This is a genomic window from Rhizobium rosettiformans (assembly GCF_016806065.1).
Lineage (GTDB): Bacteria > Pseudomonadota > Alphaproteobacteria > Rhizobiales > Rhizobiaceae > Allorhizobium.
The window spans coordinates 457605-483559 of the sequence record NZ_CP032406.1 but is presented as its reverse complement, the minus strand read 5'-3'; the positions used below and the strand labels follow the sequence as shown (position 1 = coordinate 483559).

21 protein-coding genes and 2 pseudogenes are annotated in these 25955 nt (G+C 58.7%); 8 read left to right on the top strand and 15 right to left on the bottom strand.

Features of this window, described 5'->3' with window-relative positions; translation table 11 throughout:
* Positions 1–20: 20 nt before the first annotated feature.
* Positions 21–815 (top strand): thiol:disulfide interchange protein DsbG, encoded by a 795-nt coding sequence (dsbG, locus tag D4A92_RS23745; protein WP_203020442.1) that lies wholly within the window; start codon positions 21–23, stop codon positions 813–815.
* A 596-nt stretch (positions 816–1411) separates the two neighbouring features.
* On the opposite strand, the gene D4A92_RS25365 is transcribed toward dsbG, so the two are convergent.
* The 10 genes and pseudogenes from D4A92_RS25365 to D4A92_RS23695 all read right to left on the bottom strand — a co-directional run bounded on the left by D4A92_RS25365 (position 1412) and on the right by D4A92_RS23695 (position 11509).
* Entirely contained in the window at positions 1412–1573 is a 162-nt protein-coding gene (locus D4A92_RS25365; protein WP_203020440.1) for a hypothetical protein, read from the bottom strand.
* 152 nt (positions 1574–1725) lie between these two features.
* Positions 1726–2864, bottom strand: a protein-coding gene (locus tag D4A92_RS23735; RefSeq protein ID WP_203019473.1) for an IS3 family transposase whose coding sequence is annotated in 2 segments (ribosomal slippage) — positions 1726–2606 and positions 2606–2864 — 1140 coding nt in all. Because the reading frame shifts where the segments join, the coding sequence is not laid out codon by codon here.
* Positions 2865–2970: 106 nt separating this feature from the next.
* A pseudogene (locus tag D4A92_RS23730) lies at positions 2971–3828 on the bottom strand (Gfo/Idh/MocA family protein); the annotation flags it as partial.
* Positions 3829–3866: 38 nt separating this feature from the next.
* Positions 3867–4766, bottom strand: a complete 900-nt coding sequence (folD, locus tag D4A92_RS23725; protein WP_203020438.1) for a bifunctional methylenetetrahydrofolate dehydrogenase/methenyltetrahydrofolate cyclohydrolase FolD — start codon at positions 4764–4766, stop codon at positions 3867–3869.
* Positions 4767–4769: 3 nt separating this feature from the next.
* A complete protein-coding gene (gene purU, locus D4A92_RS23720) occupies positions 4770–5654 on the bottom strand; it encodes a formyltetrahydrofolate deformylase (RefSeq protein WP_203020436.1) in 885 nt (294 codons plus the stop codon).
* A 92-nt stretch (positions 5655–5746) separates the two neighbouring features.
* Positions 5747–6829, bottom strand: a complete 1083-nt coding sequence (locus D4A92_RS23715; RefSeq protein ID WP_203020434.1) for an ABC transporter permease — start codon at positions 6827–6829, stop codon at positions 5747–5749.
* A gap of 20 nt (positions 6830–6849) precedes the next feature.
* Positions 6850–8403 carry a sugar ABC transporter ATP-binding protein gene (locus tag D4A92_RS23710; RefSeq protein ID WP_203020433.1) on the bottom strand — a complete coding sequence of 518 codons (1554 nt, stop codon included), beginning with the start codon at positions 8401–8403 and terminating at the stop codon, positions 6850–6852.
* Between the two features lie 62 nt (positions 8404–8465).
* Entirely contained in the window at positions 8466–9389 is a 924-nt protein-coding gene (locus D4A92_RS23705) for a sugar ABC transporter substrate-binding protein (protein ID WP_203020431.1), read from the bottom strand.
* Positions 9390–9505: 116 nt separating this feature from the next.
* Positions 9506–10318 (bottom strand): TIM barrel protein, encoded by an 813-nt coding sequence (locus D4A92_RS23700; protein ID WP_203020430.1) that lies wholly within the window; start codon positions 10316–10318, stop codon positions 9506–9508.
* Positions 10319–10477: 159 nt separating this feature from the next.
* Entirely contained in the window at positions 10478–11509 is a 1032-nt protein-coding gene (locus tag D4A92_RS23695; RefSeq protein ID WP_203020428.1) for a LacI family DNA-binding transcriptional regulator, read from the bottom strand.
* A 163-nt stretch (positions 11510–11672) separates the two neighbouring features.
* Here D4A92_RS23695 and D4A92_RS23690 point away from each other — a divergent pair, with 163 nt between their 5' ends.
* The 7 genes from D4A92_RS23690 (at position 11673) to D4A92_RS23660 (ending at position 20467) form a co-directional block, all read left to right on the top strand.
* On the top strand, positions 11673–12764 hold the full coding sequence (locus D4A92_RS23690) for a fatty acid desaturase family protein (protein WP_203020426.1): 1092 nt from the start codon (positions 11673–11675) through the stop codon (positions 12762–12764).
* Between the two features lie 42 nt (positions 12765–12806).
* The gene (locus D4A92_RS23685) at positions 12807–13121 is read left to right on the top strand and encodes a MocE family 2Fe-2S type ferredoxin (protein ID WP_113379462.1); all 315 of its coding nucleotides are present in this window, start codon (positions 12807–12809) and stop codon (positions 13119–13121) included.
* A 1-nt stretch (position 13122) separates the two neighbouring features.
* The gene (locus D4A92_RS23680; protein ID WP_203020424.1) at positions 13123–14343 is read left to right on the top strand and encodes an NAD(P)/FAD-dependent oxidoreductase; all 1221 of its coding nucleotides are present in this window, start codon (positions 13123–13125) and stop codon (positions 14341–14343) included.
* Positions 14344–14367: 24 nt separating this feature from the next.
* Positions 14368–15162: a 3-methyl-2-oxobutanoate hydroxymethyltransferase gene (locus D4A92_RS23675; RefSeq protein ID WP_203020422.1), complete on the top strand. Its 795-nt coding sequence runs from the start codon at positions 14368–14370 to the stop codon at positions 15160–15162.
* A 23-nt stretch (positions 15163–15185) separates the two neighbouring features.
* Complete coding sequence (iolG, locus tag D4A92_RS23670; RefSeq protein WP_203020420.1) at positions 15186–16181, top strand: inositol 2-dehydrogenase; 996 nt, start codon at positions 15186–15188, stop codon at positions 16179–16181.
* Between the two features lie 748 nt (positions 16182–16929).
* Positions 16930–18438: an ATPase domain-containing protein gene (locus D4A92_RS23665; protein ID WP_203020418.1), complete on the top strand. Its 1509-nt coding sequence runs from the start codon at positions 16930–16932 to the stop codon at positions 18436–18438.
* Positions 18422–20467 (top strand): hybrid sensor histidine kinase/response regulator, encoded by a 2046-nt coding sequence (locus D4A92_RS23660; RefSeq protein WP_203020947.1) that lies wholly within the window; start codon positions 18422–18424, stop codon positions 20465–20467. The genes D4A92_RS23665 and D4A92_RS23660 overlap by 17 nt, the downstream gene beginning before the upstream one ends.
* A gap of 884 nt (positions 20468–21351) precedes the next feature.
* On the opposite strand, the pseudogene D4A92_RS23655 reads toward D4A92_RS23660, so the two are convergent.
* The 5 genes and pseudogenes from D4A92_RS23655 to D4A92_RS23635 form a co-directional block, all read right to left on the bottom strand.
* Positions 21352–21810, bottom strand: a pseudogene (locus D4A92_RS23655) (Gfo/Idh/MocA family protein); the annotation flags it as partial.
* Positions 21786–22400, bottom strand: coding sequence for an alpha/beta hydrolase (locus tag D4A92_RS23650; protein ID WP_203020413.1), 615 nt, complete (start codon positions 22398–22400; stop codon positions 21786–21788). The gene D4A92_RS23650 and the pseudogene D4A92_RS23655, both read right to left, overlap by 25 nt.
* 387 nt (positions 22401–22787) lie before the next feature.
* A complete protein-coding gene (locus D4A92_RS23645) occupies positions 22788–23765 on the bottom strand; it encodes a catalase family peroxidase (protein ID WP_203020411.1) in 978 nt (325 codons plus the stop codon).
* 32 nt (positions 23766–23797) lie between these two features.
* Entirely contained in the window at positions 23798–24271 is a 474-nt protein-coding gene (locus D4A92_RS23640; RefSeq protein ID WP_203020409.1) for a hypothetical protein, read from the bottom strand.
* A gap of 186 nt (positions 24272–24457) precedes the next feature.
* Positions 24458–25792, bottom strand: coding sequence for a Dyp-type peroxidase (locus D4A92_RS23635; RefSeq protein WP_246754141.1), 1335 nt, complete (start codon positions 25790–25792; stop codon positions 24458–24460).
* Positions 25793–25955: the final 163 nt, after the last annotated feature.

Genomic DNA, 25955 nt, shown 5'->3' with positions numbered 1-25955 from the left:
GACATTCAAAGGATCGCATCATGCTGTCGAAAGCACTTCCCCGTCCCATGCAATTTTCGACAGTCCCCCTGGCGCTTCTGATGGGCGTCGTCATGGCTACCGGTGCTGAGGCTGAGGACAAGGCCTATCCCGAGATCCTCCAGACGATTGAGCAGCAGGGCATCCGCATTCTCGGCGAGATGCAGGTTCCGGGTGGTCTGAGAAGCTTCGCCGCCAAAGCCGGTGCGCAGCCTCTGGCGATTTATCTGACACCCGACAATCAACACGTGGTCGTCGGAACGCTTGTCGACGCCTACGGGCAGGATATGGCAGAAGATCAACTTAAAAAGATGGTCGAACAGCCCTTGAGCGAAGCCGCTTGGACCAAACTTGAGGCAGCAACCTGGGTTCAGGACGGCGATCCCGATGCACCTCGCATCGTCTATACCTTCACCGACCCCAATTGCCCCTATTGCAATCGCTTCTGGCTGGCCGCACGGCCCTGGATCGAAAGCGGCAAAGTCCAATTGCGCCACGTGATGGTTGGCGTGATCCGCCAGGATTCCCCCGCCAAGGCAGCGGCCATTCTTCAAGCGAAGTCGCCGGAAGAAGCACTGACGGAGAACGAGCGCAAACATGCCGATGGCGGCATTCACCCGCTAGACAGGATCGATGGCGACACGGCTGCAAAGCTTGATCGCAACGCCACCTTAATGACCGAGCTCGGTTTCGGCGGCACGCCGGCAATCGTCTTCAAGACCGAGGAAGGCAAGATCGATACCTTCGCCGGGATGCCGAGCGAAGCTCAGATGAGCACGCTGCTAGGGCCGCAGTAACTCTCAAATCCTGTGCCGCAACGTCGAAGGGTTGGAAGCTTGGAACACCTCCAATCTACGGCTGTATCTGGGTTCTACAGTCAAGGTCCCCGATGTCCGCGATGTGCCTAACTCGGGCAGCAGCGCCCGATGTTTTGAATTTCCGCTTCCGCCGTGCGAAACACCATCATCGCCGATAAATGACAGTGCTTGCGGGTCCCCGGCCAGTTTGGCGAGGTCCGTTTCAAGCACGACGGATGGCCAGAACAACAGCAGCCGGGATTGCTCAAGTAGTTCAGAAGGCGTCACTTTTTTCTGTGAGAAACGGACGCTGATTGCCGGCGGAAAGCAGACGAAAATTACCTGCCTGGAGAGCCTGGATTCTCACATGATTTCAAAGGTTTAGAAAAATAGCCTTTGATTTTGCTCTGTTTTCCTGTCGCGAGCGATCGTGGATGCCATCTTTGTGCCCTGGCTTTGGGCCGACGTCAACATGGCGGGAGAGCGGCAATTATTTCCGCTCGGAATGTATCGTAAGAGGTTATAACCTCGGTCTCAAACGCCGCGACACACAGCGTCTTTACTAGCGAAGAGTTCGCCGTTGAGCGTCTCAGGGATCACAGCAAGTCAACGTGCTCGATCTTGACCCACGTGCCCGATACTGCCGATCGTGCCGCCGCATGCACTGTGCGCTCTATTTCGAGGCCACGTTCGAAGTCGATGACATAGGCATCGTGTTCGCCGGAGATCGCCTGCAGAAGCTCATTGCACTCGATCACTTTCAGTTCGTTGAATCCCAACCCATGACCCGGTGCGGGAATGAACTGGCGATAAGGTGTATGGGGAGGTGCGGCAAGCAATGTGCGATAACAGAGGTGGCTCGGTTTGTCTGAACAGTTTCGGGCGTCTTGCTAAGTGGATTCCGCCTCGATTATGCCGCCACCATCATTGGTGCCAGCGCGTTGAAGTAGGCCTGATCCGGCGTCTGCCGGTCAAGGGATGAATGTGGGCGTCGGCTATTGTAGAAGGTCAGATAGCGGCCAATGCCCAGGCGGGCCTCAGATACGGTCTTGTAGGCGTGGAGGTAGACCTCCTCGTATTTGATCGACCGCCAGAGCCGCTCGACGAAGACGTTGTCCCGCCACGCACCCCTGCCATCCATTGAGATGGCGATCTCCGCCTTCTTCAGCACGGCGGTGAAGTCGATGGAGGTGAACTGCGATCCCTGGTCGGTATTGAATATTTCCGGCTTGCCATAGCGGGCGAGCGCCTCCTCGACCGCTTCGATGCAGAAGTCCGCTTCCATCGTGATCGACAGCCGCCACGACAAAACCTTCCGGCTGAACCAGTCCACGACGGCGCAGAGATAGACAAATCCTCTCGCCATAGGGATGTAGCTGATGTCCATGGCCCAGACTTGATTGGGTCTGGTGACGGCCAACTTGCGCAAGAGGTAGGGATAGATTTTGTGACCTGGCGCTGGTTTGGAGGTGTTCGGGCGACGGTAGATCGCCTCGATGCCCATCTTCTTCATCAGCGTGGCGACGTGCAGCCGCCCGGTCTCCAGACCTTCTCCTCTCAAGAGCCCTTGCAACATCCGACTTCCGGCAAAGGGGTAGTCGAGATGCAATTCATCGATCCGCCGCATCAGGGCCAGATCGCCGTCAGACACCGGACGAGGCAGATAGTAGACGCTGCCACGGCTGAAGCCGAGAAGCTTCGCCTGGCGCACGACGGATAGCTTGTGCTCGCGGTCGATCATTTCTTTCCGCCCAGCAATCCCGCCTTGCCGAGCGCACCGGATAAAAAATCGTTCTCCAGTGTCAGTTCGCCGATTTTCGCGTGCAGCGTTTTGACATCGATGGTCGGACCCGTCGGCTCCGCCTTCGTTTCATCGCCGAACACACCCGTCGCCCCCTCAAGGAGCTGGTCTTTCCATTGCTTGATCTGGTTGGCGTGCACATCGAACTGCTGGGACAACTCCACCAGCGTCTGCTCACCTCGGATGGCGGCAAGTGCCACCTTCGCCTTGAAAGCCGGGCTGTGGTTCCGGCGCGGTCGTCTCGTCATGGTATCTCCTGTTCCCGGCATCTAAGCCGAAGTCAGGCAGAAATTCCACTTATCCTAGCTGTGCAGATTTCCCGAGCCAGCTCTAACCCTGAAGGCCGATTGGGTCGTCTGTCGAGTAGATCTGCAACTCATTCATGCGCTCTTGGTCGAAGAGAATTGATCCCTTCGAGCCAAAGATCTGCAGTGCAATTCGACCCTTCCTGCCCCATGCAGAACGATTGACCATCAGGACGCCCGATGCGCCACCTTCTGTTTGGAAAAGTGCCTGGGCGATATCATGGTTCTCGACAGAGCGTGTCTTGCCGTCGGCCGCTGGACGTTCGGCATAGGGTTTCGCCATATCCGCAACGACCGAGGTGATCCGACCATGGAGAACAGACAGCAGCGAGAGCGGGTGAACCGCGAAGTCATCGAGCGCGCCATAGCCTGATGCCCTTTCGCTCTTCCAGTAGAAGCGCTCGGTGGGGTCCGCCATGTAATCCTCGTCCATCTCCAGCCGGATATGGCTGACCGTTCCGATCCTGCCTTCGTCAATGATCGCGCGGGCCAGCCGGATCATGGGATTTTGAATGTAGTTGTAGCCGAGGATTGCCGTTCGGCCGGAACGACTCGCCGCATCCCGCATGCGCGTGGCATCCTCCAGGGATGTGGCCATCGGCTTTTCGCACCAGACATGTTTGCCAGCCTCCAGAGCCGCTACAGCCATTTCCGCGTGGAACTGGTTGGGGGCTGCGATCGAGATCACGTGGATCGCTGGATCGGCCAGGAGATCGTGCCAGTCTCCCGTGCCTCTGCCGAAACCGAAAGCCTGCGCCTGCTGTTGCGCGAGCTCCGGCGTCGCATCAGCGAGTGCGACAAGCCTTGGCCTCTCCACATCCGGAAAAACCGTAGCGACGGAGGTCCAGGCCAGGGCATGGCATTTGCCCATATAGCCAGAACCGATCAGCCCCACACCCAGTCCCATCGCGCCCTCCTTGAGGCTAAGGTTTCAGTTGTACGCTATCAGAAACTCGGCGCAGCAACCCCCGCCCGGCGATGGGCAGCAATCACGGTATTGGCCATCAGCATGGCGATCGTCATTGGCCCGACACCGCCGGGAACCGGAGAGATGGCCTTGGCGATCGGCTTGCATTCGGCAAAGGCGACGTCGCCCACCAGCTTGGACTTTCCCTCACCCTTTTCGGGAGCTGCGACGCGGTTGATGCCGACATCGATGACGGTTGCGCCCGGCTTCAGCCAGTCGGCCTTGACCATTTCGGCACGTCCGACGGCCGCCACTAGAATATCGGCCTGACGGGCGAGTTCCGGCAGATCGCGGCTCTTCGAATGGCCAATGGTGACCGTTGCGTTGGCATTCAGCAGAAGCTGCGCCATCGGCTTGCCGAAGAGGTTCGAGCGGCCGATGACGAGGGCGTTGAGGCCCGAGAGATCCTTGCCGTGGATCTGGCGCACCAGGATCATGGCGCCAGCCGGCGTACAGGAAAGAAGCCCGGTCTTCAGATCGCCGGTCGCGAGCTTGCCGGCATTGACGATATGCAGTCCGTCGACATCCTTTTCCGGCAGGATCGACTGGATGACGGGCTCGCTGTCGAGATGTTTCGGCAGTGGTAGCTGGACCAGAATGCCGTCGATCTGAGGATCGGCATTGAGCGAGGCAACCAGCGCCATCAGCTCCTCCTGCGAGGTCTCCTTAGGCAACGTGTGCTGGATGGAGTTGAAACCGCACTGCTTGGCCATGCGGCTCTTGGCGCCAACATACGCATGGCTTGCCGGATCATCTCCGACGATCACGACCGCGAGCCCTGGCTTGCGGTGGCCGGAACTTTCGAGCGTCGTTGCCGCTGAGGTTACCGCTTCGATGACCGAAGCGGCGGCTGCCTTTCCGTCGATGACAACAGTCATGGATTACCCCATGCGCTCGGAGGCATAGGAGCCCGGGCTTGCCGGGAAGACGACCGTGCGGTTGCCGTTGATGAAGGTCCGGTGGTGGATGTGCGCGTGGATCGCGCGCGCCAGCACCTGGCTTTCGACATCGCGGCCGATCGAGACATAGTCTTCCGCCGACTGCGCATGCGTGATGCGGGCGACATCCTGCTCGATGATCGGACCTTCATCGAGATCGGCGGTGACGTAATGGGCCGTGGCACCGATCAGCTTCACGCCGCGTTCGAAGGCCTGCTTGTAGGGGTTGGCACCCTTGAAGCTTGGCAGGAAGGAGTGGTGAATGTTGATGATCTTGCCCGACATCTTGCGGCACATGTCGTCGGAGAGAACCTGCATGTAGCGGGCGAGGACGATGAGCTCGGTTCCCGTCTGCTCGACCAGATCCATGATCCGGGCTTCGGCTTCCGGCTTGTTCTCCTTGGTCACCTTGATGTGGTGGAAGGGGATGTCGTGGTTCACGACGACCTTCTGATAGTCGAAGTGGTTCGAGACCACGCCGACGATGTCGATCGGGAGCGCACCGATCTTCCAGCGATAGAGCAGGTCGTTCAGGCAGTGGCCGAAACGCGACACCATCAGCAGCACCTTCATGCGCTGGGCAGCGTCATAGAGGTTCCAGTTCATGCCGAATTTCTCGGCCACCGGTACGAAGCCCTTTTCGAGCTTGGCTTCGTTGGCACCTTCCTCCGAGATGAAGGAGACGCGCATGAAGAACTGTCCGGTATGCAGATCGTCGAACTGGGAACTATCGACGATGTTGCAGCCCTGCTCGGCCAGATAACCCGAGATCGCCGCTACAATGCCGCGAGTGGACTGGCAGGATACGGTCAATACAAACGGCGCCATAGATGTCGAGTGCTCCAGATTTCGGGAAGTAGGTTGAGAAATGGGCGATGCGGATATTGGTGTCCCGCATCGCCCCAGATCGCCCGGGAGGTTCAGGCGCGGGATTTTTTCTTCTGCCGATGTACATCAATGACCACAGCGGCCACGATAATCGCGCCCTTGACGATCTCTTGATAGTAGGCGCCAACTTTGAGGAAGGTGAACCCGGAGGTCACTACGCCAAGAATGATGGTACCGATTACGGTCCCGGTAATGCGACCAACGCCACCGGCAAGTGACGTGCCTCCGATTACGGCTGCGGCAATCGCGTCGAGTTCGAAGGCGACCCCCATGTTGGGCTGGCCCGATTGCGCACGGGCCGCGAGCATCACGCCTGCAACGCCAGAGAGCAGGCCCGCAACCGCATAGACCTTGATCAGGTGCTTACCAATGTCGATACCGGACACACGTGCGGCCTGCGGATTTGCACCGATCGCATAGGTGAATTTGCCGTAACGCGTGTAGCAAAGGACGACATGACAGATCGTGGCGACGATGAAGAAGACGATCACAGTGCGCGGGACTGGAAAACCCCAGAGATCGAAGCTCTGACCAAGCCAGGTAAAGTTCTCGTTGAGGAGGGCGACTGGCTGACCTTCGGTGTACCATTTCGCAAGACCGCGTGCCGACACCATCATACCAAGAGTAGCGATGAAGGGCGGAATTCCGGTCTTGGCGATGATAAGTCCATTGATGTAGCCGAGTAGGGCTCCAAGCAATATGCCAGCCAGAATCGGCCACAGTGGACTGGAGTCGATGAACCAGTTCAAGCCGAAGGCAGCATATTCCGGTTGCAGGAACACGGCACGCGCATTGAGTGATGTCTGGGCAAAACTCGCAACGACCATGGCGATAAAGCCCACCATCGAGCCTGACGACAAATCGATGCCGCCCGTGATGATGACCTGAGTAACGCCGACGGCAATAATGCCCGTGACGGCAACCTGCAATACGATGATCGACAGGCGCTGCTTGTTGCCTAGAAAGCTTTCTCCGACGACGTACCAGCCGATGATTTCGAAGACGAGTGCGATCCCGATCAAAACGGCCAGAATGGAGAATTCTGGCGGTAAGCGGCGTACCTTTTTCAGGCCCGTCTTCGACGTCTCGCCGAGTTCGTTGGTGGCATCTGACATGATTTCCTCCCGGCTGGTCGTCAACGCGACGCCAGCTCCATGATTTTGACTTGGTCGGCTTCCGCGCGGTCCAGGATCCCCGTGACCCGGCCCTCATGCAGCACAACAATCCTGTCGCTCATCCCAAGCACTTCGGGCATTTCCGATGAGATCATGATGATTGCGACCCCCTGGCCTGCGAGTTGCGAGATCAGGCGGTGAATTTCGGCTTTTGCGCCGACATCGATGCCGCGGGTAGGTTCATCGAGGATCAGAATTTTTGGGTTGGTCATCAGCCACCGACAGATCAGCACCTTCTGCTGATTGCCGCCGGACAGGTTGATGATCGGCTCGTTCATGTCAGGCGTGCGCACCCGAAGCCTGTTGGCCATATCCGATGCAGCCTTGGTTAGTTCCTGCTGCTGTACGAAGCCGAAATTCACATATCGCTGCTGGAGCACCGCCATCTGGGCGTTCTCCTGAATGTTGAGAAGAAGGAAGCAGCCAGTTTCCTTACGATCCTCTGTAAGGAATGCCATGCCATGGCTCATGGCGACCGAGGGCGAGGTGACTTGCACCTGCTTGCCAAAGAGTTCGATGGTGCCTGCATCGGCAGGTGTCACACCGAAGATCGTTTCAGCGACATTCGAGCGGCCGGAGCCGACGAGACCTGCAAAACCCAAGATCTCACCCGCCCGCAGATCGAAGGACACATCGCGGAAAACGCCGTTCAGAGTGAGGCCTTTCGCAGAAAGGACGACCTCGCCGATCTTGGCCGGCTCCTTTGGAAACATCTGGGTGATCTCGCGTCCCACCATCATGCGGATGATGTCGTCGCGTGTTACATCGGCTGAGTTGCAGGTCGCGATGTATTTGCCATCGCGGAACACTGAAAACTCATCGGCGATCTCGAACAACTCGTTCATCTTGTGAGTGATGTAGATGATGCCCTTTCCATCCTCACGGAGCGATCGGATGATCCGGAAAAGGTGGTTGACCTCCTTCTCGGTCAAGGCAGATGTCGGCTCGTCCATAATGAGAACGTCGGAATCGAACGAGACGGCCTTGGCGATTTCGACCATCTGGCGGCTGGCGACGCTGAGCTTGCCCACCTTGATTTCCGGATCGATGTCGATGCCGAGGCGATCGAAGAGTGCTGCCGTGCGGCGGTTCATTTCGGCATGGTCAACGAAGCCGAAACGCCCGATAGGTTCTCGTCCGATCCAGATGTTTTCCGAGACCGTCATGGGGGCCATCAGGTTTAGCTCCTGATGGATCATCGCAATTCCGTTCTGCAAGGCATCGAGTGGGTTCTTGAGACGGATATCGACGCCGCGCAGCTTGAAGCTGCCGCTATCGGGTGTGTAGATCCCGGCAAGGATTTTCATCAAGGTCGACTTGCCAGCGCCATTTTCGCCCATCAGGGCATGCACCGTACCGCGGCGGAGCTTCAACTGCACATCGTCGAGAGCAACGACGCCCGGAAATTCTTTCCGCACGTCAGAGACCTCAAGCAGGAACTCACTTTGCGGGACAGCCCCGCTGGTCCGCACGGCCTGCATGGTTTGTGGGCTCAATGCCTGTGATCGTGCCATGTCAGCTCCTCCCGAATGACAGACCCGCCGCCTAGCTGACGGCGAGTCTATTTAGCCTCGCATCAGTTCTTGGTGACGAACTGATCCATGTTTTCAGGGGTTACGAGCTGGAATGGGATCCAGACCTTGGCGTCGACTTTATCGCCCTTGGCGAGCTTGATCGCCGCATCGACCGCACCGGCACCCTGGCCGAAAGCGTCCTGGAAGACAGTGACATCGAGATCACCTGCCTTCATGTAAGCGAGCGCTTCCTGGGTTGCATCAATGCCTGCGACCACGACCTCATCCATGCCCCAGCCAGCGGCCTTCATGGCATTGATGGCGCCGATTGCCATGTTGTCATTGTTGGCGATGACAGCAGCGGGCTTGTGGCCTGCAGCGATCCAGTTGGTCATGAGGTCTTGAGCCTTGACCGGATCCCAGACGGCGGTCTGTTCGTCGAGGATCTTCATTCCAGAGCAGTCAGGGGTCGCGATGACGTCGTGAATATCCTTCGTGCGCTGAACCGCGGCCTGGTTGGCAAGGTCTCCGACCATGACGAGGATGTCGCCCTTACCACCGAGGATGCGGCAGACTTCCTTGGTCTGCAGCGTACCGGACTCGACCTCGTCTGATGCCACGAAGGCACCCTTGGGACCCAATGCATCGACGTCGGACGGCATGCGGTTGACGTAAACGATCGGGATGCCGGCATCGTTGGCAAGCTTGGTCATCGGAGCGGTCGCAGACGTGTCGACGGCATTGACGATGATTGCGTCGACCTTGGACGCGATGAAGTTCTGGATCTGCGAAAGCTGCTTCTGGACGTCGTCATCGGCAATTTCGATCTGAACAGGCTGGCTGGCATCGCCGGCCGCCTTCTCGATGCCCTTGCGCAGCACGGTCAGAAAGGTGTCCGAGTTTGCCATCGAGACGCCGATATTGCCTGCCATTGCGCTGGATGCCATCAGCACGCCCAGAAGGGCTCCTGCCACGATTTTCTTCATTGTAATCCTCCACATGTTGTGCGGTGCCCGGCAACACCCCTGAAAGCCGGCACGCCTCCTCCCCAGGAGGCAATTCGCCCACACGCCCAACTCCTCCTGGGCGTGTGGGGATCTGGTCAGAGCTTCTCGCGAATGAAATCCATGCTGCCTTTGATAAGGCCGACCACATCGGCCGTGGCATGAACAGCGGGCGAGAAAGGCTCGAAAGAGAAGGGGCCTGCATAGCCTTGAGCGAGCAGGGCCCGAATTTGCGCCACATTGGCAAGGCGATCCCCAGCGGTCACCATGACCCGATGCGGATCACGCATGTCGTCGACGCTGACCTGGCCGTCATCGACCCCTGAGATGTGGACGAGGCCGGTCATCGCCGGAAATACGTCCGGCTCGCCAGCGAGAACGTGATGGAATGTGTCATGAACCAGCCGGAAGCGGTCCGAACCGCTGATGGCATGGATGGCTTCGACCGCTTCCTTCTTGGAGCGCAAGGAACAGATCTGGAAGCCCAGAGGCTCGACGAGGCCGATGATGCCAGCTTGTTCAAGGATCGGCTTCAACCCTTTCAGGGCCATGCGCAGGTTGCCTTGACGCTCACCTTCTAGCTTGCCCGAGCCATCGTTGACCGGGACCAGAACCAGCGCCTTCGCTCCGCATGCCGCAGCGTAGGTCGCAAGGCTTCGTGCTTCTTCCTCACGAGCCGGTGTCCATTCGTTGAAACGCTGAAGTGCGTTGATGGAAATGATTTCCGCACCCTCTGCTGCGGCGAGCTCTCGTACTTGAGACGGCGATGTCCCGTCCAAAATGGCATTGCCTGAGAGATCGTTGCGGATCTCAAACTGGTTGATGCCAAGGGTTTTGCCGAGCTTGAAAAAAGCGCCAAGCGGCATCTGTGGCGCAACCATGTGGTTGAGCGCGAAGGTGGGCGCAGCCATGAAATTCTCCCGAAGTGTCTGGCGGCCCCCTTGTTCCTCCTCGGGGCCCGCTGACGTCGAAATCATCAGGTTTCATGACGTTCGTCAAAGCAGAAATGGAGGTGATATCTTTCATTTATGAAAGAATTTGCGAAATGACATGATGGAAATATGTCTTTTCTAGATATTCTCGGGCACGTGAAGCTCCATAGGCAGGAACGTTTGCCCTGGTGCTGTAGCAGGGCCGCTATCCACAGCCTCCACCATCAACTGAACCAGCTCACGGCACAGATTGGCTAGTGGGGTCGCAATCGCCATGGTTACAATCTCATCTGCGAGCGCGGCGCGGGAGATCGGCGTCAGTTCGTTGACCACAACAATGTGCTTTCCGCCGAGCTTTTCTTCCCTGATGGCGGAGATCGCGCCTTCCATGCCGCCGCCCGCAACGTAGAAGCCAACGAGATCGGGGTGGCGCAGCAGCAGATCGAGCGTTGCTTCATGCGTAATCTGTACGGTCTCGAGGTTTACTAGGGTATCGAGAACCTCGAAGTCAGGAGCATGTTCGCGAAAGTAGGAGCGAAAGCCGATCTCACGCAGCTCGTGCCCGTGAAACCGATGACTGCCTACGAAAACCGCGACTTTACCTGACTTTTTCGCGGTCTTGGCAATCATCCAGGCTGCCGTTCTCCCTGCTTTCCGGTTGTTCAGGCCGACATAACCTTCCCGGATCCCTGGGGCGAAGTCGGATAGCAGCGAGAACACCGGGATCCCCTTGGCCTTCATTTCCTCAACCACGACAGACAGTGCGGGATAGTCAGGCGCGGTCATCGCGACAGCCTGGTTCCGGCCCCCAATCTCGCGGAGCTTGTCTGCCAGTTCTGAAGGCGTCTGCGATGTACAAAAGTCGATCTGCGCTATGCCTCGTATACCGGGATGATTCTGAACGGCGATTTCAATCTCGCGCGCGAACGCCTGATAGAAATGATGATCCGGCTTCTGCAGCACGAAGCCCAGCTTGTATTGAGGCAGCCCCTCGAATACGCGCTGCCTAAGCAGGCCGACGGCATGGAAACCAATCTCGTTCGCCGCGTCGTACACTCGTTTTGCGGTGTCTTCCCGCACCTTGTGTCGACCGTTCAACACACGGTCGACAGTCGCAACGCTCACGTCTGCCGCTTTCGCGAGGTCGGCAATAGTGGGACGCGATGCCATACCCGTTCCTTTCTGATATCATTCTATCATTCTTCGGTATCTATATGATGTGAAATGATAGAATATATCAAGCCCCCATTGAGTGGATCGAAATCCGCGATATTCCTTCTGGCATTCGTCAAGCGAAGTTGTCCGGCCAGAACCGGACAGGCAGGAGGAAATCGTGGCGAGCACAGCAAGCAAGAGAGATTACAGCCTATTGGGACGTGATGCCCAGGCTGCGGTTGCCAATGGGCTTTCGGCGGCCGAGTGGTATCACACCGATGTTCCCCGCAAGCAGATGAAGGAGTTGATGAAGCGGGAGGATGGCCCGGCTATCCGCGACACTGCGATCTGGCTCGGCGCCATGATCGTCTTCGGCGGCCTTGGCGTTTATTTCTGGGGCAGCCTTTGGGCGATCCCGTTCTTCCTCGCCTATGGCGTTCTCTACGGGTCAGCATCCGACAGCCGCTGGCACGAATGCGGTCATGGCACGGCCTTCAAGACGATGTGGATGAATAACGTCGTCTACCAGATCGCCTGCTTCATGATCATGCGCAACCCGGTCACCTGGCGTTGGAGCCATACCCGGCATCACACCGATACCGTAATAGTTGGTCGAGACCCGGAAATCGCCGTCATGCGTCCGCCGGATCTTGTGCGGCTGGTCTTGAACTTTTTCGGCCTGCTTGATGCCTGGCATGCTCTGATCGACATGGTTCGCAACGCCATCGGGGTGATCAGCGCTGAAGAAAAGACGTTTGTTCCTGAGAGCGAACAGCCGAAGGCCATCCATGTCGCGCGCATCTGGCTGGCGATCTATGTCGCGACGGGAGCACTGGCCATTTACCTGGGGTCGATCCTGCCCTTCATGCTGATAGGTCTGCCACGTCTCTATGGCGCCTGGCATCACGTGATGACGGGCCTGCTGCAGCATGGTGGCCTTGCGGACAATGTCATCGATCATCGGCTCAACAGCCGGACAGTCTACATGAACCCGATCAGTCGGTTCATTTATTGGAACATGAACTACCACGTCGAACACCACATGTTTCCGATGGTGCCCTATCACGCGCTGCCCAAGCTGCATGCCATGATCAAGGATGACCTGCCAGCGCCGAACCCGTCGATCCTCCATGGCTATCGCGAGATGATCCCGGCCTTCCTGCGCCAGCTCCGCAATGAGGATTACTTCCTCAAGCGGCAACTGCCGCCGACCGCCAAGCCATACCGCGAGGATTTCCATGGCGAGGCTATGGCTCCAGCGGCTGAATAAAACGGGCAGGCTTTCAACAATCAGTAGGGGGAGGAGAACCCAATGAGCAATTGGATTGACGTCTGCGAGTCAGACGAGATCGACGAAGAGGACGTCGTGCGCTTCGACCATGAGGGCAAGAGCTTCGCCATCTATCGCAGCCCGGAGGACACCTACCATGCAACCGACGGCCACTGCACGCATGAGCATGTACATCTGGCGGATGGTCTTGTCATGAACGACATCATCGAATGTCCGAAACACAACGGCCGCTTCAACTACAAAACGGGCGAGGCCAAGGGCGCTCCCGTTTGCGTCAACCTGAAGACCTATCCTGTGAAGGTCGAAGGCGGTCGCGTGTTGATCCAGGTTGGCTGACATGGCCAACTCCGGCATGGTCATTGTTGGCGCGGGCGAAGCGGGTGTCCGCGCCGCCTTTGCCTTACGCGAACAAGGATACCAGGGGACGATCAGCCTCATCGGAGATGAGCCCCATTTGCCGTATGAGCGGCCGCCCCTGTCAAAGGCAGGAGCCGCGGCCGAAATCGTGCGGGCAATCGTTGTCGAGGCCCGGTTCGCCGAAGCAGGAATCTCGTACCGCCGGGGGGCTCGCGTTTGCGCCATCGAGCGCACCGCGCATTCACTGCTTTTAGACAGCGGCGAAACGCTCGCTTATGAGCGACTGCTTCTGGCAACAGGGGCTTCGCCACGAAAGCTACCCGGTCTGCACTATGGGAAACGCATTCACGCCTTACGGACTGTCGAACAGGCTACTGCCATCCGGTGCGCGATGCGGCAGGGCCAGCACCTCGCCATCTTAGGCGGAGGCTTTATCGGCTTGGAACTTGCAGCCATGGGCCGGCACCTTGGAGCCATGGTGACCCTAATCGAAATGCAGCCGCGTGTGCTGATGCGCGGTGTTCCAGAACGGCTCGCTCAGGCACTTCAGGCTCGCCATGAGGAAGAGGGCGTCAACATTGTCTGTGGCGTGGGGATCGAGAGCATCGTTCAGGACGATGCACGTGTGATCATTACACTCGTCGACGGACGGCATATCCACGCTGATGCACTGGTGGTAGGGATTGGCGCAGAGCCTAATACCGCTCTGGCCGGACAAGCCGGGCTTGCCCTCGAAAACGGCATTGCAGTCGATGATCATCTGCGCACTGACGATCCCGACATTTTCGCCGCCGGTGACTGCTGTTCCTATCCTGTTGCAGTTTATGGCGGCCGACGCGTTAGGCTCGAATCCTGGAGAAACGCTCAGGAGCAGGGCAGCGCGGCGGCAGTGAATATGCTCGGCAGGGCCGAAGCTTTCGACGCCGTACCTTGGTTCTGGTCGGATCAATATGACTTGACGCTGCAGGTGGCCGGCTTAGCCGACGGCGCCGTCGCGACTGTTGCTCGTCCCTTGTCCGATGACGCGGAAATCCTGTTTCACCTCGATGGCGATGGACGACTTCTCGCAGCCAGCGGGCTTGGCCGAGGAGGCGCCGTTGCGCGCGATATCCGGCTCGCTGAGATGCTGATCGCACGGCGGGCACATCCGGACCCAGCAGCGCTAACCGACCCTGCTACCAAGCTTAAATCCCTTTTGTAGGCGCCAAGCGCCAGAGGAAGATCCATGAAATCGAAACGTCCCACTGTCGCTGACATCCTGGCACTCAAGGGCAAGCGGCAATTGAGCATGTTGCGGGTTGTCACGCTCGAAGAGGCAGAGGCTGCTGAGAAGGCCGGGATCGAAATGGTCTCCGTTCCCCCGGCCTTGCTCGGACCTGCTTTTCGCGAAGTGGCCCCGACGGTGTTTGCCGTTCCCGGTTTGGAATACGGCGATTTCATTACAGCGGAGGAGTATCTGCGAGCCGCCTTCCAGGCGATGCGAGCGGGCGGCGATGCCGTCTATTGCGCAGCCAGCCTCGGCATCATTCGCAGGTTGCGTGACGAAGGCATTCCGGTCTGCAGTCATGTCGGCCTCATCCCCTCGAAGGCAACCTGGACCGGCGGTTTCAAGGCTGTCGGCAAAACGGCAGAAAGCGCGCTTTCGATATGGCATGCAGTGAAGGCTCTGGAAGAGGCGGGGGCTTTCGCAGCGGAAATCGAGGTCGTTCCGTCAGAAGTCGCCGCAATTATCAGTGCAAAGACCTCGCTCTTCATGATTTCCATGGGCGCAGGCGCTGGCTGTGATGCGCAGTATCTTTTCGCTGACGACGTGCTCGGCCAAACCCGTGGCCACGTTCCCCGCCACGCCAAGACTTATCGCGATTTCGCGGCGGAGTACGACCGCCTTCAGCTAGAGCGGATTACCGCTTTCCGCGAATTTCGTAACGACGTCGAAAGCGGCGCCTATCCTGCCGATCGACACAATGTCGGTGTGCCAGCCGACGAGCTTTCCCGTTTCAACACCATGATCAACGGCTGATCGAGCCGATAGGAGAGAAGACCATGACCGTAAACTTCGCCCTTCTGGGCGCGGGCCGTATCGGCCGTGTCCATGCCAAGGCCGTGAGCAGCAATCCGGATGCGAAGCTGGTCGCCGTGGCCGATGCTTTTCCGGCCGCCGCCCAATCAATCGCGGCTCAGTATGGCGCAGAGGTTCGCACCATTGATGAAATCGAGGCGGCCCGCGACATCCATGCAGTGATCATCTGCACACCGACCGATACCCACGCCGATCTGATCGAAAAGTTTGCGATGGCAGGCAAAGCGATCTTTTGCGAGAAGCCAGTGGACCTGGACATAGCTCGCGTCAAAGCGTGCATCGACGTCGTCAAGGAGACAGACGCAAAGCTGATGGTTGGCTTCAACCGCCGCTTCGATCCCCATTTCATGGCGGTCAAGCAGGCGATAGACGACGGCCGTATCGGGAAGGTTGAAATGATCATCATCACGTCCCGCGACCCCGGTCCTCCGCCGCTCGACTATATTGGCCGTTCTGGCGGCATCTTCCGCGATATGACGATCCACGACTTCGACATGGCGCGCTTCCTGCTGGATGGTGAAGAGATCTCTTCTGTCTCCGCTCACGCTGCTGTTCTGGTTGACCCCGCTATTGGCGCTGCGGGAGACTACGACAGTGTGACTGTAATCCTCGAGACGGTCACCGGGCGCCAGGCTGTGATTTCGAACTCGCGACGCGCCACATATGGCTACGATCAGCGTATCGAAGTTCACGGCTCATTGGGTTCGGCCAGCGCGGAAAACCAGCGCCCGATCTCGATTGAGGTGGCGACTGCCGAAGGCTATACCCGCCCGCCGCTGCACGACTTCTTCATGACCCGCTACACCGAAGCCTACGCCAATGAAATTGCCGGCTTTATTGCTGCGATCGAAAGCGGAGCGTTGATCTCGCCTAGCGGTGAAGATGGCCTGCTTGCACTTCAACTTGCCGACGCGGCACTGGAAAGCGTTCGGAGCGGTCGGCGCATCAGATTGGCGTGAATCCGCTCGGGCGAGCGTTCAAAGGTTTGGCTCTTTCATAAGATTGGGCCGGATCTGCTGCACTGGCGCGTTGGTTATATAGTCGGGGCGGAGAACACCCGTCACCCAAAGGTAGATATGAATACAGCGGGTCCCCAGCCAATTCGGCAAGACCCGTTTCAGAACGACGGATGGCCTGATGAGTGGCCCTCATAATTCTTCAAGTTGTTGAGAAGACGTCGCTTTTTTCTGTGAGAAACAGCCGCCAAATTTTCGCGAAAAAAGACCTAAAGTCGCCCGCCTGGAGAACCTGGATTCTCACATAATTTCAAAGGCTTAGCAAAGTTGCCTTTGATTTTTTCTCTGTTTTCCTGCCGCGAGCGACCGTGGATGCCATCTTTTTGCCCTGGCTTTGGGCCGACGTCAACATGGCGGGAGAGCGGCAATTATTTCCGCCCTCGGCTTCTAATGTTGATTTCCACGGCGAAAGATAGTCTCCGCTTGGTGCCTCCTACAACCTCTTTGGGAGCCTTTGACCGTCAACCTGAAAGCAGTACATCTTTGTCTGTTCAAGCTACTCAGGCTGAGCGTTGGGCGAGGCAACGTCGCCCAATTTGTAGAGATTTTCAGTTGAGCTCTGCCCGGCAGCGATGTGTGGTTTGTTATTCGGCTCGGTGACCAGGCCTGTACGGGAACAAAGAACTGCTCTGAACGTCTTTATACAGGGGCAATATGTGTTGCTCAACATATGGGTAGAGACGGGTAAAGAATGACAGAGAACTCGACTGCAAAAGCGTTAACCGGGGTGCCGGGTTTGGACGATATTTTGTCGGGAGGGCTCTCGCGTCGCCGCGTCTTTCTGCTCGAAGGGTCTCCCGGCTCCGGGAAGACCACAATAGCGCTGCAGTTCCTCCTGGAAGGTGCTGGTATAGGCGAACGTTGCCTCTACATCACCCTTTCTGAAACCGAAGAGGAACTCCGCGAGAGCGCTCTCTCTCACGGACGGGACATCCGCGATCAGGTGGAAATATTCGAGCTTGTTCCGCCGGAAAGCCTGCTTGATGCGGACCAGCAGCAAAGCCTGCTGTATTCTTCCGACCTGGAGCTCAGCGAGACAACAAGGCTGATCTTTGAAGCGTTTGCACGAGTGAAGCCGCATCGTGTCGTTATCGACAGCCTCTCGGAAATCAGGCTCCTGGCGCAGAGCTCGCTGCGGTATCGCCGCCAGATCCTGGCGCTCAAGCATTTCTTCTCGCGCTCCGACGCGACCGTCCTCCTTCTTGATGACATGACGTCGGACACGCTCGACAAGACAGTCCACAGCGTGGTGCATGGCGTCATGCATCTTGAACAGCTTGCTCCGGACTACGGCTCAGAGCGTCGTCGGCTAAGGGTGCTCAAATATCGTGGCCAGGCCTACCGCGGCGGGTATCATGACTTCGTCATCAAGACCGGCGGGGTGGCTGTGTTTCCGCGGCTGCGTGCTCTCGAGCATAAATCCGGCTTCGAGCGGACTATGCTGGGAAGTGGCATCGCGGAGTTCGATAACCTTCTAGGTGGCGGCCTGACGCGCGGCTCGAGCACGTTGTTGATCGGACCCGCGGGCACTGGCAAGAGCCTCTTTGCGCTACAATTCGTCAATGCTGCCGTCCTCCGGGGTGAGCGCGCCGCGATTTTCGTTTTCGACGAGGAATTGGGCCTGTTGTTTGCCCGGACGAAGGCGATGGGTCTGGATCTGGAGGGCATGCGTGACAAGGGCCTCATCCATATTGAACAGCTCGACGCCGCCGAATTGTCGCCTGGAGAATTCGCCCAGCGTGTCCGCGACCGGGTATCCGCGTTCGAGGCGCAGACCGTCGTTATCGATAGCATCAATGGTTATCAAGCGGCCATGCCGGAGGAGAACGGCCTCGTTCTGCATATGCATGAGCTTTTGCAGTTTCTGAACAGACAGGGTGTCAACACTTTCATCACGGTCGCGCAGCACGGCCTCGTCGGCGACATGAAATCGCCGGTAGACGTGACCTACCTCGCCGACACCGTCATCCTGCTTCGCTACTTCGAGGCCGATGGTCGCGTCCGACGTGCCATCTCGGTGATCAAGAAGCGTACTGGAAATCACGAAGATACCATCCGCGAGTACACGATCGGCAGCCGAGGTCTGACGCTCGGCGAACCGCTATCAGGCTTTCAAGGAATCTTGCGCGGTGTGCCGCTATTTGTGGGAGACAAGAAGCTCTCCACGCATGCTTTTGATGAGGATGGCTCCCATTCCTGAGCGCGATGTATACGGCCTGATCCATGCCCCAATGGGTCGCGATGCCCAGATCGCTGCAGCCTTGTTGCAGGAAGCGGGACTGACATCGAAAGTTGCTTCGACGCTCGATGATCTCGAGGCCACTCTGAACGACAACGTCGCCTTCGTCGTCATGACGGAAGAGGCTTTGCGGTTTGCGGATTTGCGTCCGTTGGCGGCCTGGATCGAGGCGCAGCCGACTTGGTCGGACCTCCCCTTCATCATCTTGACGGCGCGCGGGGGTGGCCCTGAACGTAACCCTGCGGCTGCCCGTCTCTCCGAAGTTCTCGGCAATGTCAGCTTCATCGAACGCCCCTTCCATGCGACCACCTTCATCAGCGTCGCACGCTCGGCCATGCGCGGTCGACGCCGACAATATGACGCGCGCACGCGCATGGAGGCCCTGGACGAGGGCGAGCGTCGGCTCCAGACGGCCTTGGCGGCCGGCCGTCTGGGGGCGTGGGAGCTGGATCTTTCCACCAATCTCCTGACTACCTCGCCGACCTGCCGGGGAATATTCGGCCGGGCAGCCGATGAAGATTTCACCTACGAGGACTTGCTGAGTGCCATCCACCCGGACGACGTGGGTCGCATGAAGGAAGCGGTTCGCAAGACGCTCGAGACAGGTGCCGATTACGCCATCGCGTATCGGACCCTATGGCCTGACGGTTCCGCCCACGGCGCAGAGATACGCGCACAGCTCCACCGCGACCGCACCGGGCGACCGATCAAGCTCGTCGGCGTATCGTCCGATGTGACGCAACGGCTGCAGGCGGAAGAGCAGCAACGCCGCCTCAACGAGATGCTGGAGGAACGCGTGGCCGAGCGCACGCGTGAGCTTGAGGAGGCGCATAACCTCGTTCTGGCAGAAGTCGGCCAGCGTGAGCGCGCGGAAGAGCAGCTTCGCCAAGCTCAGAAGATGGAGGCGATCGGCCAATTGACAGGCGGCGTGGCGCACGATTTCAACAATCTGCTAATGGCGATACTTGCCAACCTTGACCTCCTTCGCAAGCATCTCGTTGGCGACTTGAAAGCGATCAGGTTGATCGATGGAGCATTGCAGGGTGCCCAACGCGGGGCTTCGCTTACCCAGCGACTGCTTGCATTTGCCCGCAGGCAGGATCTTCAGGTTGGCTCCGTGAACCTTGGCGGTCTTGTGACCGAGATGAAGGATCTCCTGCAGCGCTCGGTGGGGTCGAGGATCGCCATTGAAGTTGACGTTCCGGAGAACCTGCCGCAGGTGTCGGCCGATCCCAATCAAGTCGAGCTCGCTCTGCTCAACCTTGCGGTGAACGCGCGCGATGCGATGCCGGACGGTGGCAGTATCCACGTCGGATTGCGGGAAGCGGATCAGCGCGAAGAAGCGGATACCTGTGCGCCCGGGCGCTACGTCGTGCTTTCCGTTCGGGATCAGGGGTCTGGCATGGATGCGGAGACACTTCAGAAAGCGATAGAGCCGTTTTTCTCCACTAAAGAACTGGGGAAGGGGACGGGGCTTGGCCTTTCGATGGTCCATGGCCTCGCGTTGCAGCTTAACGGTCGGTTGAGCCTTATGAGCGCCCTGGGCGAAGGAACGACCGCGGAGCTATGGATCCCAGTGTCGACCGCTTCCGCCCCCGAGCAGCAACTTGTCGCACCGAGCGCTCCGAGTTCGAACGAAGTTGGTCCGAAAAAGATTCTGCTCGTCGACGACGACGTCCTGATCGCCATGAGTTCTGCTGACATGCTGAGCGATCTCGGCCATGAGGTTGTGGAAGTCTATTCCGGAAAGGACGCGCTGGCGCTGATTGATAGCGGTGACCATTTTGATCTCTTGATCACGGACTATTCAATGCCAGGCATGACAGGCGCAGAACTGGCAAAAGCTGTCCAAGAGCGCATTCCCAGTATGCCCATTTTGCTCGCCTCTGGCTATGTCGAGTTGCCACCGGGCGCGGACATTGACCTCGCGCGGCTCGCCAAGCCTTACTCCCAGGATCAACTAGCCCGCATGTTGGCGAAGATCTTTTAGGCGTGGTCAACGCTATGTAACCGGGCTTTTGGCTGTTCCTGCAGGCGATCGCTGCTTCCGCTGGTGATCGCCCTGAACGCGGTGCTTCCTAGCTGTGGGCTGACTCCTCAGTTACGCCTCGCGCTTGGCCATTAAGGCCGTCAACACGATCGTCATCGACATCACCGTGGGCCTGATCCACTGCCGTCGCGGCCCGGTACTTACGCAACGACCTTGCAATCTCCCACTATCCGGTCAGCACCTTCCTCGTGACCGGGTCCTTCAACCTGGTGATACACGACGACACACCCAAGTTCGAAGTGCTGACATTCTCCAGGCACCTTGAAGGATCGATTTGCGCTTCTAAACCACGCAAACTGCTTGCTGTTAGGCGAAATGGCGCCGTGCAAAAAGGCAGCTTTCCTTCAGCGCGCACCACATTCAAACCGCCTGATGTCGGTCCCGAAAAGGACATTGCTTACGGGTCCCCAGCTAGTTTTGCGAGAACCGCTTGAAGCACGACGGATGGCCTGAAGAACAGCAGCCGGAATTGCTCAAGCTGTTGAGAAGGCGTCGCTTTTTTCTGTGAGAAACAGCCGCAGAATTTGCGCGGAAAACCGGCCTAAAATGGCCTGCCTGGAGAACCTGGATTCTCACATGATTTCAAAGTCGTAGAAAAAAATCCTTTGATTTTGCTCTGTTTTCCTGTCGCGAGCGACCGTGGATGCCATCTTTGTGCCCTCGCTTTGGGCCGACGTCAACATGGCGGGAGAGCGGCAAATATTTCCGCATTCGGTCTCTAAAGAAGCACGTCGCTGGCTGCCGTTCGTCGGTCGAAGTAAACGAGTGCCAACTACCCCGCCCAGACTAAATGTCTTGTTAATGGCGAGCTGACCCGGCACCGCTCAGAGAGCTACCCAGCCTCTGCTCTGTGCCGACCGCGCGGTTGCGTGCACTATTCGCTCTATCTCAAGGCCGCGTTCAAAATCGATGACATGAGCGTCGCGGTTGCCGGAGATCGCTTGCAGAAGCTCATTGCACTCGATCACCTTCAGTTCGTTAAATCCCAAACCGTGACCCGGTGCGGGAATGAACTGGCGATAAGGTGTATGGGGCGGTGCGGCAAGCAATGTGCGATAACCCTGAAGGCCGATTGGGTCGTCTGTCGAGTAGATCTGCAACTCGTTCATCCGCTCTTGGTCGAAGAGAATTGATCCCTTCGAGCCAAAGATCTGCAGTGCAATTCGACCCTTCCTGCCCCATGCAGAACGATTGACCATCAGGACGCCCGATGCGCCACCTTCTGTTTGGAAAAGTGCCTGGGCGATATCATGGTTCTTCAAGCAACGACGCTTGGCGCTGGCGCCCAGCCGCGCATATGCATCCAATGCTGAAGAAGATGAGGCCAAAGGTCGGTCGTTGCATTTTGCTGGCGCATCCCAAAGCCATGGCCGCCACGCTCGAAAACGTGAAACTCGACAGCGCATCCAGCAGCTTTCCAAGACTGAACAAGTCCATAGCCCTGCGCACCGAAGAGCGGATCGTCGGACGCTAGTGCCAGGAACATCGGTGGGGCATCCAAAGGCACTTCAAGGGAGAGCATTGACGGGTAGATCGGGACAACAAAGGCGGGCCGTGTTTCGGCAGGGCCGCTGGTTGCCACAGCGACCGAGGTCATCGCCCCAGCCGAAAACCCGATCATTCCAATCCGCTTTGCGTCGATGCTCCATTCCGCAGCCCGCTCTCGTAGAAGGCAAATGGCCGCCTGACCGTCTCTTACTGCGACGGCAGGCACCGTCAGATCGCTTGTTGATGCTTGGCCAGCAGCGAAAAGGTGTTCGAATTCAGCGACGAGGGCTTCAAATTCGTTAGAGCCGACGGGTGTTGGCTCAAGCCTATATTTAAGAACGAAGGCCGCGATCCCGCGCTCGGCAAACCAGCGTGCCACCGCCATTCCCTCGTTCTCGACAGACAGTGCCCGAAACGCCCCACCTGGCGCGACGACCACGGCTACTCCATTTGCTGTCCCGGGAGCAGGGAGGATGGGAGTCAGCGTCGGAACGGTGACGTTGCGGAGCCAAAGCTCGCCCCGCGGCGATCGTTCCCATATCTCTTCGCCGCGGTCGGTCCCGAGGTCCGGATAGAGATGGATCGTCCCCGTCTGATCCAGAGGCGATACTCGGGTCATCATGACGCTCTGAGACACAGGCAGCGATGCCCGGTTATCCGGTTGGGGACCGAGATGAGAAATAGGGGTATTCGAGTCCACGGGACAATCCTTCAAGACGATGAGAGGTGGCCCGTCGGACCATGTCCGACAGGCCGGTTATGCGTGATGCTGTCAGGCGAACGGACAGCCGCCTTCCCTTAGAAGCGCGGCCGAGCGCCCCTTCCACCCGCCGGTACGGTGCGCGACGGAGACTTCGTAGATGCCGCGGCGGGCGGCGAGGATCGGATCATCCGAAAGCTCGATACCGTCCGTCACGCGCGTGGGGTCATGCATCATGACGGGATCCCCGATCTCCTCAAGCGTCGTGGGGCGGGTGATTTCAAGCTGCCCCACGGCCACGCGCGGCCGGCCTTCCGGCCAGGGGGCGCTTGGGTCATCGGTTGAATCGCCTTCCCCGGCCAATTCGAGCACCAGATTGAAGCGCACCGGAGCCTGGTTCAGACGCTCTTCGAGCTCCTCGAACAGGTAGGTGTGCTTTTCCCTGTGCAGTTCTTCCAATGTCTGCATCGCCACGCCGGCTTCCGGCTCCCAGTGATACCGCGCATAGACGGCGGCACCTGCTTCATTGACGAAGCGGAAGGCGTGCAGGGCGTGGTAGGCCGTGCGCGCGAAGCTTACGGCAGCCGGCAGCTGTTTTCGCAGACCGACGGCGCGCATGACGGAGGGTCTTTCCGCCAGAAATTGACCCACCCTCTCCATGTTAGCCTTGCCGGTCTCGGGGTCCGGCAAGGCGATTTTGAGAAGCTCGAGCGTCTCTTCGGGCGTGCGCGTGAAAAAGAGGGTGATCGGCAGGGCGATGAGATCGGTGATCGTGCCATCGGCGAGGTAAAACCGGACGGCCATGGAGACCGAATCCGCCGGACCGACCGGGTTCGCCAAGGGGCTGTTGGAATGCCGGATCGTGACTGGAACTGGCTTGCCCTGGAAATGCGACGCCCGACTGATCTGACGCGCCTGCGGCGTTGCCGTGAAGACGCCGGCATAGTACCGGCCCTGCGCATGCACGCTGCGGTATCCGGGGTAGAAGCCGATGTGCTGATGGAGCAGATCGACCAGTTGCGACGCCAGACGGTATTGTTGACTGTTCACGATCAAAATCCAATCTTGCTCGAGGTGTGGGATCAGTTGGCGGCGTCGAGCATCTGGTCCAGCGCCTTGCGAATCTTTAGCGCTTTCCAGACGTCGCGGACGGAAGCATCGGTATAGGCTCCGTAGAAGGCCATGGCGGAGACTTGGTGCTTTGCGATGAAGTCTTTGATGTCGGGGCTGCGGACACCCGGGTAATCGACGACTTCCGCAAAGAGCAGGTCGATCTCGTCGGGGATGATTGTTGCGAAGTCGTCGATGTAGGTTTCCCAGTCGCCATCGAAGGTCGATGCGAAAATGCAGCGGGTGTCATTGTCGAAGATGACGAAGCGTAGATCGTGCACCGTGCCGATGCGATCGGTGTTCTTTGTGCGCTCCTCGTCGAAGCCGCCGAAGCTGTCGCGCATGCGATTCGCGCCGCCAGGCTTCAGCGGCATGATCACAGTGAATTCGTTCCAGACGCCTTTCTTGGTGCCTGGGCGTGCGGTAGTGTTGTGAAAATTGGTCATGGTCGATACTCCATCATAGTGGGTGCTAAACTCGTCAGCGGGGTTGCTTGGGTTTTCTGCTATGTGCGTCTCGGCTCGTCCCATTCGCTTGGGCTCGGGGCGGACGGGACGGTTTCTTGCGGGGCCGCGTGAAGCGAGACTGGAAAAGAGACCCGGTCTCGCCACGCCGTCCTGGTCGGTCCTCGATCAGGCTTCGTTGCCTTGCATCTGGGACAGCCATTTCAGCGCGCTGATGCTCGGCAGAAACACGTGTTCGCCGCCGCGCGTCGCGGTGAAATCGGGCAATCCCGTCAGACGCCGGCGAACCGGCTTGTCAGGGAAGGCAAAGTCATCGGAGCGATCGCGGCGACCGACGATCGGATCGCTGCGTAGGCCTTGCGACACGAAGTCGCCATCGTTCACCCACTGGGACTGGACGAACTCGAATTGTCTGCCCGGATTGGCGTTGATTAGTGCCAGTACGATGCCACGATCCTCGCCATCATCGGCCATCACGCCCTCGGGCAGGAGAGGCCCGTAAGCCGCACCGCGCCGCAGGAGCTGGTGCAGGCGTGCGTAGGCCATAGTGTCCTGAAGACCGTCTCTCGGATTGACGCGCCGGATGTGGCAACCGACCGGGGTTTTCGCGCCGTTCAGATCGTCCTCGTAGTAGGCAAAGGCGTTGTTGCGCTGGGGATCGTCGACGATCGTGGGATCATCGACGTCTGGGGACAAGGCGAGAGGACAGCCGCTGCGCCAGCGTCCCATCATTTTCGCCGCTACCTTTTCCTCCCCCGCTGCGTTGGAAGCAGACTGGCGCAGGTAGGTGCGGAACGCTGCGACGTCCTGGTATATCTTCCGGATGGCGGCATAAGTACCGTTGCGCCAGAGCACCTCGGGGCCGGGCCCTTTGGCCAGTTCGCCAAGTTCGTTCTCGTATCCGAGAATGAATTCGCCCGCCTTGGTCGGCTCGCCCTGTCCCGGCAGCGGCTCGCCGCCCTGTCCCTCGATGAACGGCCGGCTGATCCCGTCGACGAAGCCGAAATGCTCGCGCATTGTCGGCGGCACGCCGACGCTCAGGTGGGCGGTGACTTCGATCCCGTCCAGCCCATCGAGCGCATGGCGACCGAGGTCAAGAATCTCCTCCCGGCCCTCGGCCGTGCTCGCCATGACCAGGAGGCCGGCATGGAAGCCGTTGTTGCCGTGGGGGAAGTCCCACAAGGACGGATCGCTGCGGCCTACATCGCCGAGAAAGGCGCTCCGCGCGGCCATGCCCTGGCGAAATTCTACGGGAAATCCCTCGAGAATATCTGGGCTTAGCCCCAATCTGCGAAGTCCTTCCCAGGTAAAGGCGATGTTGAGCCAGGCATGTTGTTTGGGAGCCGCCCAATCGGCGCAGGACGTGATCCTTGGGATCAGCCGCTTTAGCATGGTGCGCGCTGCAGTAGCATCTTCAATGCTGAAAGCGACATAGGCGCCGAAGTAGGGCATGGGTCGGTTGTTCAGGACCGTGCCCTGGATATTGTCAAGTTCGAGTAACACGTTTCTAACCTTCAAGGAACGCTGAGCGAGGCTCGCAATGGTTGTTCTTGAGGTTTCAATAGTGGCGGGTGGCGGGACGGTCTTGCCGAAATCGTGCAGATTTTGCCGGATCCGGGCAAACTTGCTCAAGGCATGGAACAATTATTTACGTGGTGACCGACAA

What these genes read in the sequence shown, in the direction of transcription:
- dsbG (WP_203020442.1), top strand. Translation starts at nt 21, where the DNA reads ATGCTGTCGAAAGCACTTCCCCGTCCCATGCAATTTTCGACAGTCCCC.
- folD (WP_203020438.1), bottom strand. Translation starts at nt 4,766, where the DNA reads ATGACTGTTGTCATCGACGGAAAGGCAGCCGCCGCTTCGGTCATCGAA.
- purU (WP_203020436.1), bottom strand. Translation starts at nt 5,654, where the DNA reads ATGGCGCCGTTTGTATTGACCGTATCCTGCCAGTCCACTCGCGGCATT.
- D4A92_RS23715 (WP_203020434.1), bottom strand. Translation starts at nt 6,829, where the DNA reads ATGTCAGATGCCACCAACGAACTCGGCGAGACGTCGAAGACGGGCCTG.
- D4A92_RS23710 (WP_203020433.1), bottom strand. Translation starts at nt 8,403, where the DNA reads ATGGCACGATCACAGGCATTGAGCCCACAAACCATGCAGGCCGTGCGG.
- D4A92_RS23705 (WP_203020431.1), bottom strand. Translation starts at nt 9,389, where the DNA reads ATGAAGAAAATCGTGGCAGGAGCCCTTCTGGGCGTGCTGATGGCATCC.
- D4A92_RS23700 (WP_203020430.1), bottom strand. Translation starts at nt 10,318, where the DNA reads ATGGCTGCGCCCACCTTCGCGCTCAACCACATGGTTGCGCCACAGATG.
- D4A92_RS23695 (WP_203020428.1), bottom strand. Translation starts at nt 11,509, where the DNA reads ATGGCATCGCGTCCCACTATTGCCGACCTCGCGAAAGCGGCAGACGTG.
- D4A92_RS23685 (WP_113379462.1), top strand. Translation starts at nt 12,807, where the DNA reads ATGAGCAATTGGATTGACGTCTGCGAGTCAGACGAGATCGACGAAGAG.
- D4A92_RS23680 (WP_203020424.1), top strand. Translation starts at nt 13,123, where the DNA reads ATGGCCAACTCCGGCATGGTCATTGTTGGCGCGGGCGAAGCGGGTGTC.
- D4A92_RS23675 (WP_203020422.1), top strand. Translation starts at nt 14,368, where the DNA reads ATGAAATCGAAACGTCCCACTGTCGCTGACATCCTGGCACTCAAGGGC.
- iolG (WP_203020420.1), top strand. Translation starts at nt 15,186, where the DNA reads ATGACCGTAAACTTCGCCCTTCTGGGCGCGGGCCGTATCGGCCGTGTC.
- D4A92_RS23665 (WP_203020418.1), top strand. Translation starts at nt 16,930, where the DNA reads ATGACAGAGAACTCGACTGCAAAAGCGTTAACCGGGGTGCCGGGTTTG.
- D4A92_RS23660 (WP_203020947.1), top strand. Translation starts at nt 18,422, where the DNA reads ATGGCTCCCATTCCTGAGCGCGATGTATACGGCCTGATCCATGCCCCA.
- D4A92_RS23650 (WP_203020413.1), bottom strand. Translation starts at nt 22,400, where the DNA reads ATGGCGGTGGCACGCTGGTTTGCCGAGCGCGGGATCGCGGCCTTCGTT.
- D4A92_RS23640 (WP_203020409.1), bottom strand. Translation starts at nt 24,271, where the DNA reads ATGACCAATTTTCACAACACTACCGCACGCCCAGGCACCAAGAAAGGC.